Source organism: Kitasatospora sp. NPDC058478 (genome assembly GCF_042720345.1).
In the GTDB taxonomy this organism is placed as follows: Bacteria; Actinomycetota; Actinomycetes; order Streptomycetales; family Streptomycetaceae; genus Kitasatospora.
Window position 1 is genome coordinate 132298 of the sequence record NZ_JBHXML010000010.1, and the last position, 18019, is coordinate 150316.

At 73.0% G+C, this 18019-nt stretch carries 18 protein-coding genes; 10 read left to right on the top strand and 8 right to left on the bottom strand.

What is annotated here, in order from left to right; translation table 11 throughout:
* Positions 1-137 precede the first annotated feature (137 nt).
* From glgX to treZ, 3 genes are all read left to right on the top strand, one after another.
* A complete protein-coding gene (glgX, locus tag ACFWPT_RS08400; RefSeq protein WP_380480572.1) occupies positions 138-2375 on the top strand; it encodes a glycogen debranching protein GlgX in 2238 nt (745 codons plus the stop codon).
* A 70-nt stretch (positions 2376-2445) separates the two neighbouring features.
* Positions 2446-4971 (top strand): malto-oligosyltrehalose synthase, encoded by a 2526-nt coding sequence (treY, locus tag ACFWPT_RS08405; RefSeq protein ID WP_380480574.1) that lies wholly within the window; start codon positions 2446-2448, stop codon positions 4969-4971.
* Positions 4972-4979: 8 nt separating this feature from the next.
* On the top strand, positions 4980-6737 hold the full coding sequence (gene treZ / locus ACFWPT_RS08410) for a malto-oligosyltrehalose trehalohydrolase (protein ID WP_380480596.1): 1758 nt from the start codon (positions 4980-4982) through the stop codon (positions 6735-6737).
* Between the two features lie 13 nt (positions 6738-6750).
* Here the strand turns inward: treZ and ACFWPT_RS08415 are convergent, their stop codons facing one another.
* Together ACFWPT_RS08415 and ACFWPT_RS08420 are read right to left on the bottom strand one after the other, a co-directional pair.
* Positions 6751-7644, bottom strand: coding sequence for a transketolase family protein (locus tag ACFWPT_RS08415; protein ID WP_380480576.1), 894 nt, complete (start codon positions 7642-7644; stop codon positions 6751-6753).
* Positions 7645-7750: 106 nt separating this feature from the next.
* Positions 7751-8464: a transketolase gene (locus ACFWPT_RS08420; RefSeq protein WP_380480578.1), complete on the bottom strand. Its 714-nt coding sequence runs from the start codon at positions 8462-8464 to the stop codon at positions 7751-7753.
* Between the two features lie 57 nt (positions 8465-8521).
* Between ACFWPT_RS08420 and soxR the strand changes: the two genes are divergently transcribed.
* Both soxR and ACFWPT_RS08430 read left to right on the top strand, forming a co-directional pair.
* Entirely contained in the window at positions 8522-9061 is a 540-nt protein-coding gene (gene soxR / locus ACFWPT_RS08425; protein ID WP_363368653.1) for a redox-sensitive transcriptional activator SoxR, read from the top strand.
* A 67-nt stretch (positions 9062-9128) separates the two neighbouring features.
* Positions 9129-10052: a phosphotransferase family protein gene (locus ACFWPT_RS08430; RefSeq protein WP_380480580.1), complete on the top strand. Its 924-nt coding sequence runs from the start codon at positions 9129-9131 to the stop codon at positions 10050-10052.
* Here ACFWPT_RS08430 and ACFWPT_RS08435 read toward each other — a convergent pair.
* Complete coding sequence (locus ACFWPT_RS08435) at positions 10049-10582, bottom strand: GNAT family N-acetyltransferase (protein WP_380480582.1); 534 nt, start codon at positions 10580-10582, stop codon at positions 10049-10051. The genes ACFWPT_RS08430 and ACFWPT_RS08435 overlap by 4 nt on opposite strands.
* 51 nt (positions 10583-10633) lie before the next feature.
* Entirely contained in the window at positions 10634-11278 is a 645-nt protein-coding gene (locus ACFWPT_RS08440) for a formylglycine-generating enzyme family protein (protein ID WP_380372488.1), read from the bottom strand.
* Positions 11279-11354: 76 nt separating this feature from the next.
* On the opposite strand from ACFWPT_RS08440, the gene ACFWPT_RS08445 reads away from it, so the two are divergent.
* Positions 11355-11999, top strand: a complete 645-nt coding sequence (locus ACFWPT_RS08445; protein WP_363368646.1) for a CatB-related O-acetyltransferase — start codon at positions 11355-11357, stop codon at positions 11997-11999.
* A gap of 95 nt (positions 12000-12094) precedes the next feature.
* A complete protein-coding gene (locus ACFWPT_RS08450) occupies positions 12095-12526 on the top strand; it encodes an SRPBCC family protein (protein ID WP_380337896.1) in 432 nt (143 codons plus the stop codon).
* Between the two features lie 22 nt (positions 12527-12548).
* Here ACFWPT_RS08450 and ACFWPT_RS08455 read toward each other — a convergent pair whose 3' ends face one another.
* The 3 genes from ACFWPT_RS08455 to ACFWPT_RS08465 form a co-directional block, all read right to left on the bottom strand.
* The gene (locus ACFWPT_RS08455) at positions 12549-13010 is read right to left on the bottom strand and encodes a hypothetical protein (protein WP_380480585.1); all 462 of its coding nucleotides are present in this window, start codon (positions 13008-13010) and stop codon (positions 12549-12551) included.
* 92 nt (positions 13011-13102) lie between these two features.
* Positions 13103-13390: a hypothetical protein gene (locus tag ACFWPT_RS08460; RefSeq protein WP_380480587.1), complete on the bottom strand. Its 288-nt coding sequence runs from the start codon at positions 13388-13390 to the stop codon at positions 13103-13105.
* A complete protein-coding gene (locus tag ACFWPT_RS08465) occupies positions 13387-13833 on the bottom strand; it encodes an ATP-binding protein (RefSeq protein ID WP_380480589.1) in 447 nt (148 codons plus the stop codon). The genes ACFWPT_RS08460 and ACFWPT_RS08465 overlap by 4 nt, the downstream gene beginning before the upstream one ends.
* A gap of 300 nt (positions 13834-14133) precedes the next feature.
* Between ACFWPT_RS08465 and ACFWPT_RS08470 the strand changes: the two genes are divergently transcribed.
* The 3 genes from ACFWPT_RS08470 (at position 14134) to ACFWPT_RS08480 (ending at position 16627) form a co-directional block, all read left to right on the top strand.
* Positions 14134-14979 (top strand): helix-turn-helix domain-containing protein, encoded by an 846-nt coding sequence (locus ACFWPT_RS08470; protein WP_380337902.1) that lies wholly within the window; start codon positions 14134-14136, stop codon positions 14977-14979.
* 29 nt (positions 14980-15008) lie between these two features.
* Entirely contained in the window at positions 15009-15197 is a 189-nt protein-coding gene (locus ACFWPT_RS08475; protein WP_380337904.1) for a DUF397 domain-containing protein, read from the top strand.
* Between the two features lie 170 nt (positions 15198-15367).
* Entirely contained in the window at positions 15368-16627 is a 1260-nt protein-coding gene (locus ACFWPT_RS08480) for an alpha/beta hydrolase (protein WP_380480592.1), read from the top strand.
* Between the two features lie 722 nt (positions 16628-17349).
* On the opposite strand, the gene ACFWPT_RS08485 is transcribed toward ACFWPT_RS08480, so the two are convergent.
* Positions 17350-17904, bottom strand: a complete 555-nt coding sequence (locus ACFWPT_RS08485; RefSeq protein ID WP_380337910.1) for a hypothetical protein — start codon at positions 17902-17904, stop codon at positions 17350-17352.
* Between the last annotated feature and the right edge of the window lie 115 nt (positions 17905-18019).

An 18019-nucleotide genomic window follows, 5' to 3' on the forward strand; every position in this document is an offset into this window, starting at 1 on the left:
ATGCGCACTGTGCCGTGCGTCACGGCGCGCGAGCGCCGCACATGCCCGGACGCCCGGCCGGGAAGAGAGCGTCCGGGTCCGGGCACGTTATCGGACTACACGTCAGTTTCCGTTGAGTGCAAGGAAGTTGAGGACTCATGCAGGTCTGGCCCGGTAAGCCCTACCCCCTCGGCGCCACCTACGACGGGGCCGGCACCAACTTCGCGGTGTTCTCCGAGAGTGCCGACCGGATCGAGCTGTGCCTGATCGACGAGGACGGCTCGGAGACGGCCGTCGAACTGCGCGAGACGGACGCCTTCGTCCGGCACGCCTACCTCCCCGGCGTCCAGCCCGGCCAGCGCTACGGCTTCCGCGTCCACGGCCCGTACAACCCCGGCCTCGGCCAGCGCCACAACAGCGCCAAACTGCTGCTGGACCCGTACGCCAAGGCGATGAGCGGGCACATCGACTGGGACGAGGCCGTCTACGGCTACCACTTCGGCGCGCCCGAGCGCCGCAACGACCTCGACTCCGCCCCGCACACCATGCACTCGGTCGTGATCAACCCGTACTTCGACTGGGGCACCGACCACCCGCCGCGCACCGACTACCACCGCACCGTCATCTACGAGGCGCACGTCAAGGGCCTCACCCGACTGCACCCGGGCATCCCCGAGGAGATCCGCGGCACCTACGCGGGCCTGGCCCACCCGGCGGTGATCGAGCACCTGGCCAAGCTCGGCGTCACCGCGATCGAGCTGATGCCGGTGCACCAGTTCGTCCGCGACCACCGGCTGCGCGACCTGGGCCTGTCCAACTACTGGGGCTACAACACCATCGGCTTCTTCGCCCCGCACTCCTCCTACGCCTCCAGCGGCGACCGGGGCCAGCAGGTGCAGGAGTTCAAGTCGATGGTCAAGGCGCTGCACGCGGCCGGGATCGAGGTGATCCTGGACGTCGTCTACAACCACACCGCCGAGGGCAACCACCTCGGGCCGACGCTGTCCCTGCGCGGGCTGGACAACGTCTCCTACTACCGCCTCGCCCGGGACCAGCGCTTCTACGAGGACACCACCGGCACCGGCAACAGCCTGCTGATGCGCAGCCCGCACGTGCTCCAGCTGATCATGGACTCGCTGCGCTACTGGGTCACCGAGATGCACGTCGACGGCTTCCGCTTCGACCTCGCCGCCACCCTGGCCCGGCAGTTCCACGAGGTCGACCGGCTCTCCTCCTTCTTCGACCTCGTCCAGCAGGACCCGGTGGTCTCCCAGGCCAAGCTGATCGCCGAACCCTGGGACCTCGGCGAGGGCGGCTACCAGGTCGGCAACTTCCCGCCGCTGTGGACCGAGTGGAACGGCATGTACCGGGACACCGTGCGCGACCTGTGGCGCGGCGAGACCGCCGCCCTCGCCGAGTTCGGCTCCCGACTCACCGGCTCCTCCGACCTCTACCAGGACGACGGCCGCCGCCCCATCGCCTCCATCAACTTCGTGACCTGCCACGACGGTTTCACCCTGCGCGACCTCGTCTCCTACAACGACAAGCACAACGAGGCCAACGGCGAGGACAACCGCGACGGCGAGTCCTTCAACCGCTCCTGGAACTGCGGCGTCGAGGGCCCCTGCACCGACCCGGCCGTCGAGGAGCTCAGAGCCCGCCAGCAGCGCAACCTCATCGCCACCCTGATGCTCTCCCAGGGCGTGCCGATGCTCTCCCACGGCGACGAACTCGGCCGCACCCAGCAGGGCAACAACAACGCCTACTGCCAGGACAACGAACTCACCTGGGTGCACTGGCCGGACGGCGACGGGCCCGAGGCTCGGCTGCTGGAGTTCACCCAGGGGATGATCTGGCTGCGCCGCGACCACCCGGTGTTCCGGCGGCGGCGCTTCTTCCACGGGCGGCCGGTCCCCGGGCGCCCCGGGCCGGGGACGCTCGCCGCCGACGGCCGCCCCTCCGGCGGTCACGCCTCCGGCCGTCACCCCTCGGGCGGTCACCCCTCGGGCGGCCACCTCTCGGGCGGCTACGACTCGGGCGGCTACGACGACCTCACCGACATCGCCTGGTTCACCCCCGGCGGGGAGGAGATGACCAAGCGCAACTGGGGCGCCAGCTACGCCAAGTCGCTGACCGTCTTCCTCAACGGCTACGCCATCTCCGAGCCGGACCGGCGCGGCGGGCGGATCGTCGACGACTCCTTCCTGCTGATGTTCAACGCGCACTTCGAGCCGCTGGAGTTCACCCTGCCCGCCGACCACGGGCAGGAGTGGCAGGTCGTGGTCGACACCGCGCAGGCCCGGCTGCCCGCCCCGGGCGCGGGCGCGCGGGTCAAGGCCGGGGACGCGCTGTGGCTCACCGACCGCTCGCTGATGGTGCTCCAGCGGCCGGCCTGACACCCAGCGCTCACCTGTTCGGACCAGCAGCGGGTCTTGGCGGCGGGCTCCCCCGGGTACTCATGGACCTATGACCTCCGCCGCCGAGCCCGCACCGCCCCGCCCGGCCGCCACCTCCCCCTCATCCGCCACCGCTACCGCCACGGCCCCCACGGCCAGCTACCGCCTCCAGCTGCAACCCGGCTTCACCCTCCACGACGCCGCCGCCGCCGTCCCCTACCTCGCCGCCCTCGGCGTCTCCCACCTGCACCTGTCCCCGCTGCTGGAGGCCGCCCCCGGCTCCACCCACGGCTACGACACCGTCGACCACGGCCGGGTCAGCGAGCAGCTCGGCGGCGAGGGCGCCCTGCGCGCGCTGGCCGCCGCCGCCCACCGGCACGGCCTGCGGCTGCTCGTCGACGTGGTGCCCAACCACATGGCGGTGCCCGTCCCCGAGCGGCTCAACCAGCCGCTGTGGCAGGTGCTGCGCGACGGCCCCGACTCGCCGTACGCGCGCTGGTTCGACATCGACTGGGCGGCCCAGCCCGGCCCCGTCGACGCCCCCGCGCGCGGCCGGGTGCTGCTGCCGCTGCTCGGCGACCGGCTCGGCGCCGTGCTCGACCAGCTGGTGGTGGACGGCGAGGTGCTGCGCTACCACGACCACGAGCTGCCGCTGCGGCCCGGCACCTCGGGGCTGCCGCTCGACGAGCTGCTCGCCCGCCAGTGGTACCGGCTCGCCTGGTGGCGGCTGGCCCGCACCGAACTGAACTACCGGCGCTTCTTCACCGTCAACGAGCTGATCGCCGTCCGGGTCGAGGAGCCCGAGGTGTTCGCCGCCACCCACGCCACCCTGCTGCGGCTGCACGCCGACGGCGTCGTCGACGGCTTCCGGATCGACCACCCCGACGGGCTCGCCGACCCGCGCGGCTACCTGCGCCGCCTCGCCGGCGCCACCGGCGGGGCGTACACCGTCGTCGAGAAGATCCTCACCGGCGACGAGCGGCTGCCCGCGGACTGGCCGGTCGCCGGGACGACCGGCTACGACGCGCTGCGCCGCATCGACGGCGTGCTCACCGACCACGCGGGCGCCTGCCGGCTGGCCGGGGCGTACGCGGCGTTCCTGACCGGCTCCGCGCCGGACGGCCAACCCTGCGCCGACCCCCACCCGGCGGTCGCCGCCGCCCGGCGCGGGCGGGCCGACATGACCGCGCCGCACGGCGAGCTGGCCGCCGAGGTCGACCGGCTGGTGCGGATCGCGCTGCGGATCGGCGCCGCCGAGCCCGCGCACGCCGACCACGCGCCCTGGCAGCTGCGCGCGGCGCTGCGGCGGCTGTTCACCGGCTACCCGGCGTACCGGCCGTACGCCCGGCCCGGGGAGCCGGTGCCGCCGGCCTCCGCCGAGCAGGTGCGCGCGGCGCTGGACGGCTCGGCCGACCCGACGGACCGGCTGGTCGCCGCCCTGGCGCTCGGGGAGCTGGGGAGCGGGCCGCAGAAGGACGAGTTCTGCGAGCGCTTCGCACAGACCGCCGCCGCCGTCGCCGCCAAGGGCGTCGAGGACACCGCCTTCTACCGGTGGAACGCGCTGCCCGGCCTCAACGAGGTCGGCGGCGAGCCCGGCCGGCCTGGGCTGCCCCCGGCCCGGTTCCACGACTGGTGCCGCTACCTGGAGCGCGCCTGGCCGCACAGCATGACCGTGCTGTCCACCCACGACACCAAGCGCAGCGCCGACGCCCGCGCCCGGCTCGCCGTCCTCGCCGAGCAGCCCGAGGCCTGGGCCGCCGAGGCCGCCGCCTGGTCCACCGCCGCCGGGCCCGGCCCCCGCGGCGATCACGACCGCGAAGGCGGCCACGACGGCGAAAGCGGCCCCGACCCCGGTGCCCGCGACGGCGACTGGCTGCTCTGGCACACCCTCGTCGCCGCCTGGCCGATCGACCCCGACCGGCTCGTCGCCGCCCTCCTCAAGGCCGCCCGCGAGGCCAAGCTGCACACCTCCTGGACCACCCCCGACGCCCGCTTCGAGCAGGCGCTCACCGCGCGCGCCCGCGCCGTCCACACCAACCCCGGGCTGCTGCCCCGGATCGAGGGCCTGGTGCACGCCCTCGCCCCGTACGCCCGCGCCAACACCCTCGCCGCCGCGCTGCTGCACCTGACCGTCCCGGGCGTGCCCGACCTCTACCAGGGCAGCGAGGAGCCGCTGTACACCCTCGTCGACCCGGACAACCGGGGCGTGGTGGACCTCGGCGCGCTCGCCGTCCGGCTCACCGACGCGGCCGCCCCGCGCCCCGGCGACCTCGCCCGCGAGAAGCTGCACCTCACCAGCGCGGCGCTGCACCTGCGGCGCGACCGCCCGCTCGGGCCCTACCGGCCGCTGGCCGCCGCCGGCCCCGCCGCCGACCACCTGCTGGCCTTCGCCCGCGGCGCCGACGTGGTCACCGCCGTCACCCGGCTCCCGTACGGGCTGGACCGCGCCGGCGGCTGGCGCGGCACCGTCCTGGAGCTGCCCGAGGGCGGGCCCTGGACGGACCAGCTGACGCTGCGGACCCACCCGGCGGGCCCGGTGCCCGTCGCGCGGCTGCTGGCGGACCGGCCGGTGGCGCTGCTGACGAGGAGGAGCTGAGCGTGCGGATCTACGAGGTGTGGGCGCCCCTGGCCACCGACCGGGTCGAGGTCGAGGTCGACGGCTCCGCCCATCCGCTGGCCCGGTGCCCGCAGCGCCCGGGCTGGTGGACCGGCGGCGCTCCGACCGGCGACTACGCCTTCCGCCTCGACGGCGGGCCGCCGCTGCCCGACCCGCGCTCCCCCTGGCAGCCGCACGGGCCCGACGGCCCCAGCCGCCCGGTCGACCACGCCGCGTTCCGCTGGTCGCAGACCGGCTGGCGCGGCCGCGCGCTGCCCGGCGCCGTGCTGTACGAGCTGCACATCGGCACCTTCACCCCCCGCGGCACCTTCGACGCCGCCGCCGAACACCTCGACCACCTCGTCGAGTTGGGCGTCGACTTCGTCGAACTGATGCCGGTCTGCCCGTTCCCCGGCCGGCACGGCTGGGGCTACGACGGGGTCTCGCCGTGGGCCGTGCACGAGCCGTACGGCGGGCCCGAAGGGCTGAAGCGCTTCGTCGACGCCGCCCACCGCAAGGGCCTCGGCGTGGTGCTGGACGTCGTCCACAACCACCTCGGCCCCTCCGGCAACCACCTTCCCGCGTACGGCCCGTACTTCACCGACCGGCACCACACGCCGTGGGGGGCGGCGGTCAACCTGGACGCCCCCGGCTCCGACGAGGTGCGCCGTTACCTGATCGGCAGCGCGCTCGGCTGGCTGCGCGACTACCGGATCGACGGCCTGCGGCTGGACGCCGTGCACGCCCTCGCGGACGACCGGGCCGTCCACTTCCTGGAGGAACTGTCCCACCAGGTCGATAAGTTGGCCGTCGCGACCAACCGCCCGCTGTTCCTGATCGCCGAATCCGACCTCAACACCCCGCACACCACCGCCCCGCGCGCGGCCGGCGGCCAGGGCCTCACCGCGCAGTGGAGCGACGACTTCCACCACGCCCTGCACTGCGCGCTCACCGGCGAATCCCAGGGCTACTACGGCGACTTCGCGCGCCACCCGCTCGCCGCCCTCGCCAAGACGCTCACCCGCGGCTTCTTCCACGACGGCACCTGGTCCGGCTTCCGCGGCCGCGGCCACGGCCGCCCCTTCCCGCCGGACGGCGGACACCGGCTGCTCGGCTACCTCCAGACCCACGACCAGATCGGCAACCGGGCCCTCGGGGACCGCATCTCCACCTGCCTCACCACCGGTCGGCTCGCCTGCGGCGCCGCGCTGGTGCTCACCTCGCCGTTCACCCCGATGCTGTTCATGGGCGAGGAGTGGGGCGCGGCCACCCCCTGGCAGTACTTCACCGACCACACCGACCCGCAGCTCGCCGAGGCCGTCCGGCAGGGCAGGCGCCGGGAGTTCACCGACCACGGCTGGGCCGCCGAGTCCGTCCCCGACCCACAGGAGCCCGCCACCGTCCTGCGCTCCGTCCTCGACTGGACCGAGCCCCGGCGCGCCCCGCACGCCGAACTCCTCACCTGGCACCGGACGTTGATCCGGCTGCGCCGCGACCGGCCGGAGCTGTCCGACCCCGGCCTCGGCGCGGTACGGGTGGCCTACGACGAGGCGGCGCGCTGGCTGGTGGTGCACCGGGGCCCGTACCGGATCGCCGTCAACCTCGGCCCCACCGAAGCCGCCCTGCCACTGGACGGGACCGGGCGCGAACTGGTCGCGGCCTTCGGGGCGGCGGCACTGGACGGGACGGCGACACTGGACCGGACGGCGGTACGGCTGGGGGCGGACGCGGTGGCCATCGTCGCGGTGGCGGTCGGCGCGGTCTGACCCGCCACGCGCGTCACCAGAGGAAGGTGCCGATCCGCTCCCGCAGCGAGGCCGCGTCCAAGCCGTAGGCGCTCAGGTGCTCCGGGATCGAGCCGTAGTGCCGGTGCTCCTCGCGCGGCACGCCCAGGCCCAGCACCCGGTGCGGGCGGTCGGCCAGGGCGGCGTGCGCCTCGTTCGCCGAGGTGCCCGCCAGGTATGGCTCCACCAGCACCACGTCCGCCCGCTCCCCCACTGCCGCCCGCAGCCCGGCCGCGTCGAAGGGGCGCACCGTCGCCGCGTACAGCACGGTGGCGTCCAGGCCCTCGGTGGCCGCGAGCACCGCGTCCAGCATCGGCCCGACCGCGAGGACCACGCCGCGCGAGCCCTGCCGCACAGTAGTGAACCGGCCCGCCTCGACCGGCAGGGCCTGCGCGTTCTGGTGCGCCGAGAGGCGGACGTAGACGTTGCGGTCGCCGTCCGCGACGGCGTGGCGCAGCAGCTGCTCGGCCTCGTCCGGGTGGCCCGGCACATGGACCGTCCAGTCCGGCAGGGTGTCCAGCAGGGCGACGTCGCCCGGGGACATGTGGGTGCGGCCGCCGGCCGGCCAGTCGTAGGAGCCGGCCGCGCTCACCAGGACGGCGCCGACGCCCTGGTGGACGAGGTCCAACTTGACCTGCTCAAAAGGCCGTTCGATCAGGAAGCTGGCGAAGGTGTGGGCGATCGGACGCATCCCGGTCAGCGCCAGGCCGCCGGCCGCGCCGATCAGCAGCTGCTCGCGGATGCCGACGTTGACCACCCGGTCCGGGTGGCGCTGCTGGGCCGGGGCGAAGGCGGCCGCGGTGATGTCGGCGAGCACCACGGCCAGCCGGGGGTCCTCGTCCAGCAGGCGGCTGGTGACGTCGATGAAGCGGTCGCGCATGGTGTCCATCGGTGAAGTGCCTTTCGGTGCGTGCTGGTTGGCGCGTGCGTGCCGGTTTGGCGCTTGCGTGAGGGTTCGCGGGCTCAAGGGTTCTCGGGCTCAGGAGGTCTCGGGCTCAGGAGTCCTTGGGCTCGACCCGGGCGACCACCACGTGCGGGCGGCCCGGGTGCTCGGCGGTGTAGGCGCGGTACAGCGCCTCCTGGTCGCGGCCGTCCACCGTCGCGGTGGACCAGCCCTCGGCCGCGAACCGGGCCGCGATGCCGCCGTGCCAGCCGTGCGTGGCCGAGGAGTTGTCGATCACCACCACGTGCAGCCGCTCCAGCCCGTACGCACCGGCGAAGGCCACCGCCTCGTGGTTGGAGCCCTCGTCGAACTCGGCGTCGCCGACCAGCACCCACACCGCCGGGTCGGTCAGGCCCTGCGCCCGCAGCCCGAGCGCCGTGCCGACGCCCAGCGGCAGGCCGTGCCCGAGCGAGCCGGAGGCGATCTCCACCCCGGGGACGAGCATCCGGTCCGGGTGGTGGCCGAGCGGAGAGTCGTAGCCGCCGAAGCTCGGCAGCACCCCGGGGTCGATGAAGCCCTTGGCCGCGAGCACCGCGTAGTACGCCATCGGGCCGTGGCCCTTGGAGAGCAGGAAGCGGTCCCGGTCCTGCGCCTCGGCCCGCTCCGGGCTCACCCGCAGGACCCGGTCGTACAGCACCCAGAGCGCGTCCAGGGTGGAGGTGGCGGCCGGGCCGTGCTTCTCGTCGCCGGTCATCAGGCCCATCAGCGCCGACAGGTCCTCGAAACGGGTGGTTTCCGCGAGGTCCGCGGTTGCGTTCGTCGTCATGACCACGATGGTGCAACTTAAAGTCGACTTGAGGTCAAGCGGCTAGAGTGGGTGCCCATGACCGCGACCCCGGACCACGGCCGAGCACCCGGCCCGCACCGCGACGACCTGCTCACCATCGGCCAACTCGGCCACCGCAGCGGCCTCGCCGCCTCCGCCCTGCGCTACTACGAGAGCCTCGGCCTCATCCACGCCACCCGCACCGCCGGCGGCCAGCGCCGCTACCCCCGCGGCACGCTGCGCCGGATCGCCTTCGTCCGCGCCGCCCAGCGCGTCGGACTCTCCCTCGACGAGGCCCGCGTCGCCCTCGACCGGCTCCCCGAGCGCCCCGCCCCCAGCGGCGCCGAGTGGGACCGGGTCGCCGAATCCTGGCAGAGCCGCATCGACGAGCAGATCGCCGAACTCCAGCGCCTCAAGGCCAAGCTGACCGGCTGCATCGGCTGCGGCTGCCTCTCCCTCTCCCGCTGCTCCCTCTACAACGCCGCCGACCGCGCCGCCGACACCGGCCCCGGCGCCCGCTACCTGCTCACCCGCGACCCGGCCGGCGGCCCGGAACCCCTCTCCCCCGCCGCCACCGACGCCTGCGGGCCCCACTGAACCGCTGAACCGCTGAACCGCTGAAAAGCCTTTGCCGCAGCGGCGCCGGCCTGCCTACCGTGCGCCCATGCTGCCGGTGGTGGAGACGGAAGAACAGTGGGCCGCGATCGTGCGCGACGAGGCGGTGATGCGCCCCGGAGCCGAGGCACTCTGCGCCGAACTCGGCCTGGCCGGGCTGCCGTTGGAGCGCTTCGCGGAAGGGTCCGTCCCCGTCTACGCGGTGGGCGACGCGCACGTCCTCAAGCTGTTCCCCGCCTCCGGCGCCGAGGGCGGCGTCACCGAGGAGCGCGTCCTCACCCGCCTCCACGGCGCCCTGCCGATCCCCACTCCCGACGTACGGGCCGCCGGCGCCCACGTCAACGGCTGGCGCTACGTGCTGATGTCACGGCTGTCCGGCGAGGGCCTGGCCCCCGCCTGGCCGCGGATCCCGCAGGCCGACCGGGAGCGGATCGCCCACGACTGCGGCCGGGCCCTGGCCGCCCTGCACGCCCTCGACCCCGGACCGCTCGCCGACACCCTCGGCCCCGGCGACTGGGGCGCCTTCCTGGGCCGCCAGCGGGCCGGGGCGGTGGCCCGCCAGCGCGAACGCGGCCTGTCCGAAGCCTGGCTGGAGCAGATCCCGGACTTCCTGGCCGCCGCGCCGCTGCCCCGGGCGCCTCAACGCGCCCTGCTGCACACCGAGTTCATGCGCGAGCACCTGCTCGTCGACCCGGCCGACGGCTGGCGCCTGACCGGCCTGCTCGACTTCGAACCCGCCATGGTCGGCGACCCGGCCTACGACCTCGTCGCCGTCGGCCTGTTCACCACCCGCGCCGACCGGCGCCTGCTCGGCCGCCTCCTCGCCGGTTACGGGCGCGGCTTCGACCCGCGCCTGCTGATGGCGTACACGCTGCTCCACGTGTACAGCCACCTGCCGTGGTACCTGAGGGAGTTGAAGCCCTCCGCGCGGACGCTGGACGCCCTCGCGGAGGAGTGGTTCGGGGTCGCCTAGGTCTCAGGAAGCGGCCGGGGGTCGGTGCGCAGCAGGCTGTAGAGGACCATGTCCCGCCATTGGCCGTCCCGGAAGCCCATGCTGCGCTGGACGCCCTCACGGACGAAGCCGCACTTCTCCAGCGCGCGCTGCTCGGCGAGGTTGGTGTCCTCGGTGTCCGCCTCCAGCCGCATCACCACGGTGTGGGCGAACAGGTAGTCCACCAGCAGTTGTTGGGCCCGCGTGCCGATGCCCCGGCCGCGCGCCTCCGGGCGGATCATGATGCCGAGGTTCCAGTACGGCGCCAAGTCCGGCCGGCCGACCTGCCGCCAGGCGACGAACCCGGCGAACTCGCCCCCCACGAGCACCGCGAGCATCGACTGCTCGGGCGCCAGCAGGCCGCTCTCCGTCCAGAGGCGCCGGGTCCGCCCGGGGTCGCGCCACCCGAACCACTGGAACGGGCCCGACGCCCTGGGGTCGTTCAGCAGTGCTTCGAGCGGGTCGAGGTCGGCTTCGCCGATCGGTCTGAGGGACACCGGTGCGTCGTTCATGCAGACCCCAACGGTCCGCGACCGGGCCCGGGTTCCCCGCGGCGCACGCCTTCAGGCGGTGATCGACCGGGCGAGCCGGAAGCCGACGTCGTCGATCCGCAGGGTGGGGTGGCTGCGGCGGCGGACGGAGGCGCGGCAGCTCCAGTGCTCGTCGAACCAGCCGCCGCCGCGCAGCACGCGGTAGCCGCCGTACACCTCGGCGTCGTACACGTCCCAGCACCACTCCCACACGTTGCCGAGCAGGTCGTACAGGCCGAAGCCGTTGGGGCGCAGGCCGCCCACCGGGTGCGGGCGCTCGTCCGAGTTGCCGCGGTGCCACGCGATCTCGTCGAGCGGCCCGTAGCGGGGGCCGTCCGTTCCGGCGCGGCAGGCGTGCTCCCACTCGGCCTCGGTGGGCAGCCGGTAGCCGTCGGCGGCGCGGTCCCAGGTGGCGGACTCGCCGTCGAGCCGGTAGGCCGGCGCCAGCCCGTCCCGCCGGGACAGGTCGTTGCAGTAGCGGACGGCGTCGTACCAGGAGACGCTGTCGGCGGGGAGCCGGTCGCCGGCCCCGGCGCCGTACTGCTCGCGGGTGACCGGACAGGCCGCCAGCTCGTAGGGGGCGAGCTCGACGGTCCAGCTCCGCTGCGTACGGCGGTCCGACAGCGTGACGCGGCCGGGCGGGACGGCGATCAGGTCGGTTCGGGTGCTCGCATCCATGGGCCGCGATCCTAGCCCGTGGGATGATCAATGTCCTTTCCGCTCTTCACACCTGACGATCAGGAGTGGCACCGCCATGAGTTCCGTCCCGCCGGACCCTTCGACTCTCCACCCGGTGGCCGGGCAGCCGCGTGTGGTGCTCCTCAAGCCGTTGGTGACGTCCCCGCTGATCGACGTCGGCGACTACTCCTACTACGACGACCCGGACGACGCGACCGCGTTCGAGACGCGCAACGTGCTCTACCACTACGGCCCGGAGAGGCTGGTCATCGGGAGGTTCTGCGCGCTGGGCACGGGGGTCCGGTTCATCATGAACGGGGCGAACCACCGGATGGACGGCCCCTCGACCTTCCCGTTCCCCATCATGGGCGGAAGCTGGGCCGAGCACTTCGACCTGATCACCGGCCTCGCCGGCCGCGGGGACACGGTGGTCGGCAACGACGTCTGGATCGGCTACGGCGCCATGGTGATGCCCGGCGTGCGCATCGGCCACGGCGCGATCATCGCCTCCGGCGCCGTCGTCGTCGACGACGTCCCCGACTACGGGATCGTCGGCGGCAACCCGGCCAAGCTCATCCGCACCCGCTACGCCGAGGCGGACATCGCCCGCCTGCTCGCCCTCGCCTGGTGGGACTGGCCGACCGAGCACCTCACCCGGCACCTGCGCACCGTCATGTCCGGCACCGTCGACGACCTCGAAGCGGCCGCGCCGGGACGGTGACGCCCTGGCGCTCGCCGCCGGGCCCCCTGGCGCCCGCCACGCGCCGGCCCGAGGATGGTGTCCGTCCGTACGAAGGCCGGCGAAAGGCGACGACGATGGCGGGTACGAAGGTCAGCACGGTCGTGGAGGCTCCGGCCGAACAGGTGTGGGAGCTGCTGGGGGACTTCCACAACCTCGGCGGCTGGCACCCGGGCCTGCCGGCCAGCAGCCTCGGCAACGAGCTGACGGGCAACGCGATCGGGTCGGTCCGGGTGTTCGAGATCGACGGCGCTGCGCTGCGCGAGACGCTGCTCGCCTACGACGAGGACGCCCGCAGCTACACCTACAGCTTCCCCGAAGGGGCGTTCGAGCTGTACGGCTACCGGGCGACACTGCGGGTCACCCCGGTCACCGCGCTCGACGCCAGCTTCGTGGAGTGGAGCGCCACGTACGACGTCGAGGCCGAGCACCGCAAGGACTCCGCCGACCGCCTCCACGGGGTGTTCACGGCCGGCCTGGCGGCCCTGCGCGAGCGGTTCGCCGGCTGACGACGGCGGGCCGTCCGGGAGTTCAGCGCCCCATCACCGCGTAGAGCGCGACCAGCGACCAGCCCAGCAGCGACAGCACCCCCACGGTCCACCCGAGTACGGCCGCCGTCTGGCCGTACTCGGGGCCGCGGGCGCGCTGGAACGCGGCCACCAGCGCGGGGATCGCGGCGACCGGCAGGAACAGGAAGGCCGCCAGCATGAGCCACGCGCCGAACCCGATCACGAACCAGATGCCCACGAACAGCAGCGGCACCGAGGCGACCGCCACCACCGCGCCCGCCGCCGCACAGGCGGTCCGGAACGGGCCGAGCTCCCGGTAGCACACCGGCACGGCGGCGGCCGCAGCGCTGACCAGCGCGATCACGTGCAGGAACGAGAACGGGCCGCCCAGGCCGAACGCCACCGCCACGAGCGCCAGCGGGAGCAGACACACCGCGGCCGCCAGCCCCGCCAGCACCCTCGCACTCCCCGGCACCACGGCCACGGCTCCCCCTTGCGCCCACTTATTTGAACGCGTTCAAAGCTAGCACGCACCACGCCGGGAGGAGCGACAGGGCCGGCCCGTCGCGCGACGGCTCACCATTCGCCTCCGGAGGGCGTCCAGCCGAGACGCAGGTGGTGGAGGGAGCCGGGGAGAACGACAGGGAGGTCGAGCGGGCCCGCACTGGCGAGGTAGCCGGCGACGAAGCGGTCGGCGGACGGGCCGGTGAGGTAGCGCTCGAACCAGAGCCACTGGGGACGGCTCATGGGCTGGAACTGGAGGGAACGCCAGAGGGCGTCGAGCGCCTTGGGGAGGAGGGCATAGATCGTCGGCGGCATCAGACCGCCGGTGATCTCGGCGGTGACCAGGCGGTCCTCGTTCACGCCACACGCTCCACGGGGGCGGAGGAAGAGGTGGAGCCGATCTCCGACCACACGATCTTGCCGATGGGCAGGCGCGGGCAGCAACCCCAGCGCTCGGACAGGAGCTTGACGAGGAGAAGGCCCCGTCCGGACTCGTCACCGGCAGACGTGGGGCGGAGCAGCGGCGCGCGGTCACGGCGCGCGTCGTGCACCTCGATGCGCAGTCGCGAGGGGATGAGGGAGAGGGAGAGCCACAGCCGGTTGCCGATCGGAGTGCCATGCACGACGGCATTGGTGACGAGCTCGGAGACCACCAACAGACCGGAGTCCGCGAAGAGTTCACCGGCGGGGGTCGAGTCGAGGAGCCGCAAGAGCGCCTGCCGGGCCTTCGCCGGCGACCGCCGACTGCGCAGCAGCCAGCAGCTGGACACGAACTCGGGGGGATTGTCAGGCGATTCGAACATGGCGAAGCCACCTTCGGGAGCGAGTGGAGAAGATCCAAGGCCGAGCTGCCGACTCTGCGAGCGCCCGGCGCAATGCATCGGAAAGCAAGCCCACAGACCGCACAGGACGTTCACGGTCGGCTAGCTTTCCATCACTCACAGCATGGATCACATCACATCCGCGGCGCAAGGTGAGCTTGACAAATATGAAAACTTTCAGATCTCAGGGCAAGGTCCGGCCCCTAGACTCACGCGGGTGGTGGCGAACCATCACACAGGGCATGCACACTGGATGCCGAGAGGTCTGAAGGGGTTACGTCTATGGCAGTTGCAGTGCCAGCAGTGCGCTACCGCCGCATTGCAGCCGAGCTCAGAAGGCTCCGCGAGCTCAAGAACCTGTCGGCAGAGGAAGTGGCCGCCCAAGTCGACGGCGTCAACCTCGTGAAGCTGTCCCGCTACGAGAACGCCCGGGTCCAACTCAAGCCGGATGTCGTTCAGAAGCTCCTCGACTTCTACGAGTGCGATCCGGAGCTCAAGGAAGTCCTCGTCGAGATCCTTCGTGACCGGCATCGGCCCGGCTGGGTAGCCGGCCTCGAACAGCTGAACCCGCTCTACCACGACCTGATCCGCTTGGAAGAGACGGCTATCGGCAACAAGTCGTATGAGTCGGCCTACATCCCCGGACTGCTGCAGACGCGCCGCTATGCACACGCCATCATCTCCAGCGGCGTCTTCAAGACACCCAGTGTTGAGGCTCGTGTCGATGTGCGAATCAACCGTCAGTCAGTGCTCACTCGCGCGGAGAATCCGCTGAAACTCTGGGCTGTCATCCACGAGTCCGCCCTGACCATGAAGGCGGCAGAGGGCGTGATGGCCGATCAGCTCGACAAGTTGATCCAGTGGAGTGGCCTCCCGAACATCAGCATCCAGGTCATGCCGGCATTCGCCCCACCTCACCCCGGCATGAACGGACCGTTCACCCTCCTGGAGTTTCGGCAACGAGATCTCGACCTCGCACTGCTCAGCGACATGCTCGCCAGCAACTGGGTGGAGAAGCCGGAGCACGTAGATGTCTACCGAACAGCCTTCGGCGAGATCATGGCGACAGCCCTTGGCCTCGACGAATCCCTCAACGTCATCCGAGAGAAGAGAGACCAGCTCAAGTGACCCACTACCCCGTCGCATCTGCACTGCCGGTGAACTGGTCGAAGGCTACCGCCAGCAACCCAAACGAGAACTGCGTCGAAGTCGCCGACGGCTTCACCGGCGTCGTCCCGGTCCGCGACAGCAAGGACCCGCACGGCCCGGCCCTCAGCTTCAGCCCCGAGGCCTGGCAGTCCTTCATCGCCGCCGTCCAGGCGGGCGAGCTCCCGGCAGCTCGCTAGCCTCAACTGTCCTGGGCGGCCCCGTGCCGAGCACGGGGCCGCCCCCGGATTGACGTCCACACCCGGTCCACAACACCGCGCCGAGTGCATGGACTCGCGCTCCCAGCCTTCTTCCAGCGACCTGCCAGCCTCTCATCGACTTCTCATCCGGCACCCCTAGCCTCCGCCAGATGAACGTCTCCCTGCTCGGCGGCTGGTTCCCCTGGGCCGTCCAGGCCGTGGCCCTCGCCCTGTTCCTGGCCGCGCTCGGCTGGCGGGACCGGGTCTGGCGGCTGAAGTGGGGCCCGGTCGCCCTCGGGACGGCGCTGCTGCTCACCGCCCTCGCCGCCGTCGGGGTGCTCGCGCTCGCCGGGATCACCGATCCGATCCCGTTCGGGGTGTGGCTGTGGGGCGGGGTCGCGGTCGCGGCGGTCAGCGCGCTCGGGTTCGGCTGGCGGGGCGCCCGCTGGTGGCGCCGGGCGCTCGCGCCGCCGGCCGCGCTGCTCGCCCTGTTCTGCGCCGCCAACAGCGTGAACATCGCCACCGGCTACTACCCGACCCTCGACGACGCGATCGGCGAACTGAGCGGGCAGCCGCTGCCGGAGCAGATCACGCTCGCCGAACTCGGCTCCCTGCACGGGAAGACGAAGACCGGCCGCATCGTCCAGGTGGACATCCCGAGCACGGCCAGCGGCTTCACCCACCGCCAGGAGCTCGTCTACCTGCCGCCCGCGTGGTTCCGCAGCCAGAACCGGCCGAAGCTGCCGGCGCTGGAGCTGATCGGCGGCGAGTTCGCCGCGCCCGACAACTGGATCCGCTCCGGCAACGCCGTGAGGACCGCGGACGACTTCGCCGCCAAGCACAACGGTTTCGCGCCGATCCTCGTCTTCGTCGACGCGACCGGCGGCTTCCGGGTCGACACCGAGTGCGTCGACGGCCCGCACGGCAACTCCGAGAGCCACCTGCTCAAGGACGTCCCGCCGTTCGTCCAGAAGACCTTCAACGCCGCCACCGACCCGCACAAGTGGGGCGTGGCCGGCTGGTCCATGGGCGGCACCTGCGCCGTCGACCTCACCGTCGAACACCCCAACGTCTTCACCCACTTCGGCGACTTCTCCGGCGACAAGGGCCCCTCCACCGGCGACAAGGACCACACCGTCCAGGAGCTGTACGGCGGCGACGCGGCCGCCTGGGCCGCCCACGACCCGCTGACCGTCCTCGCCCACCACCCCAAGTACCAGGGCGTCTCCGGCTACTTCGGGCAGGGCGACGAGGAGCACGGCCAGATCGAGTCCGCCAGGGCCCTCAACGACGCCGCCCGGAAGGACGGCATCCGCACCACCACCGCCGTCGGCTCCGGCAAGCACACCTGGCAGACCGGCGCCGCCACCTTCGCCCAGGCCCTCCCCTGGCTCGCCCAGCAGCTCGGCGTCCCCGGCACCCACGCCTGATCCGCCACCGGTCCGGGGGCGCGCCGTGCCGGGCCGGGCCTGGCGGGCCACCCGGCGGGAGGGCGGCGGATCCGGTCGGGGGAAAGCCTTGGCATCGGCCGTCCGCCGCGACCGGCCGCGGGCCCGCACGGGCGGGTCGGCCGGGGCTGCGGCCGACCCGCAAACCCCCGCCCGACAGGGGGAATCCGCGACCGCGCGCCGTCCCGCCGACCGGTCGGGCGCCGAGGGCCCGCCATACCTTCCGACACGCCCGCACACACGTTCACCACCAACGCCCCCGCAGCGGCCGGGGAAGGCGGCCTACCCGCCGGTATCCCGCTTTGCTCCCGGCGGCCCGGTGGCATAAGTTTCGACCGCCGTCGACGCAGCCGACCCCGACCGCCCCTCGGAGCAGAGGAGCGCAGCGGGCCGGCGGCCGGGCGGCAGAACGTACGGGGGAAGGGAACAGCCATGCCGAGTGCCCGCATCCGCGAGGCGACCGGGCAACGGGAACGGGCGGACGGCGCCGCGCACACACGGCCCGGGACCACCGCGGGCCCGGCCCCGGGCCACTCGGCCCGCTCGGGGCGCTGACCCGGCGCCACGCCCCGACCACCACCACAGAACCACCACAGACGGCCCCGCGCACCGCCGAGGCGGCGCCCGGGGCGGACGGCAGGTCGGCCCGTCCGGCACAGGGGACCGGACGGACCGACCGCCGCACCAGCACAAAAACCAAAGGGTCAGAGGCCGAGGCTGCTGAGCGCGGTGGTCCAGTCGGTCACGATGGCGCTGCGGGCGTCGTCGAGGCCGACCGTGCCCTTGCAGACCGCGTTCTTCAGCTTGGTCTCGACGCCGTCCTTGCCGGTCGCGGTCTGGCTGCCGTAGCGGGGCTCGGGCCAGAGGTTGCGCGGGTCGCGCGGGGCGCCGCCGAGCTCCAGCGGGACGAAGTGGTCCTCCTCGTAGTCGGACAGGTTGGTGTCCGCGTAGCCGTACTGCGCGATCTGCTGCGCCTTCAGCGCGTTGGTGTAGCTGGTCGGCGGGCGGACGGTGGAGGTCCAGCCGGAGACGCAGATGGTCTGGCCGATGGTGGCCTGGGTGACGTCCGGGTTGTAGGCGCCCGGCGTGCAGGACGGGTCGGGCAGCGGCAGGTAGGCCTGCGAACAACTCGCCGCGAGCGGACGGATCTTGACGGGTGAGCCCTTCGCGGGGGCGGCCTGCGCGGTGCCGGCCGCGAGCCCGGCGGCGGCGAGGACGGCCGCCGCGGCGACGACGGTGAGACGCTGACGGAGCATCATGTGGGGAGATCTCCTAGGCCCAATGCCAGTGACTTTAGGTTGTGTCGTGCTGGGTGACGGTGACTGTTGCCGGTTGTGGTGGTGGCCAGTTGTGGTGTTGGGCGCGTTTGAGGGG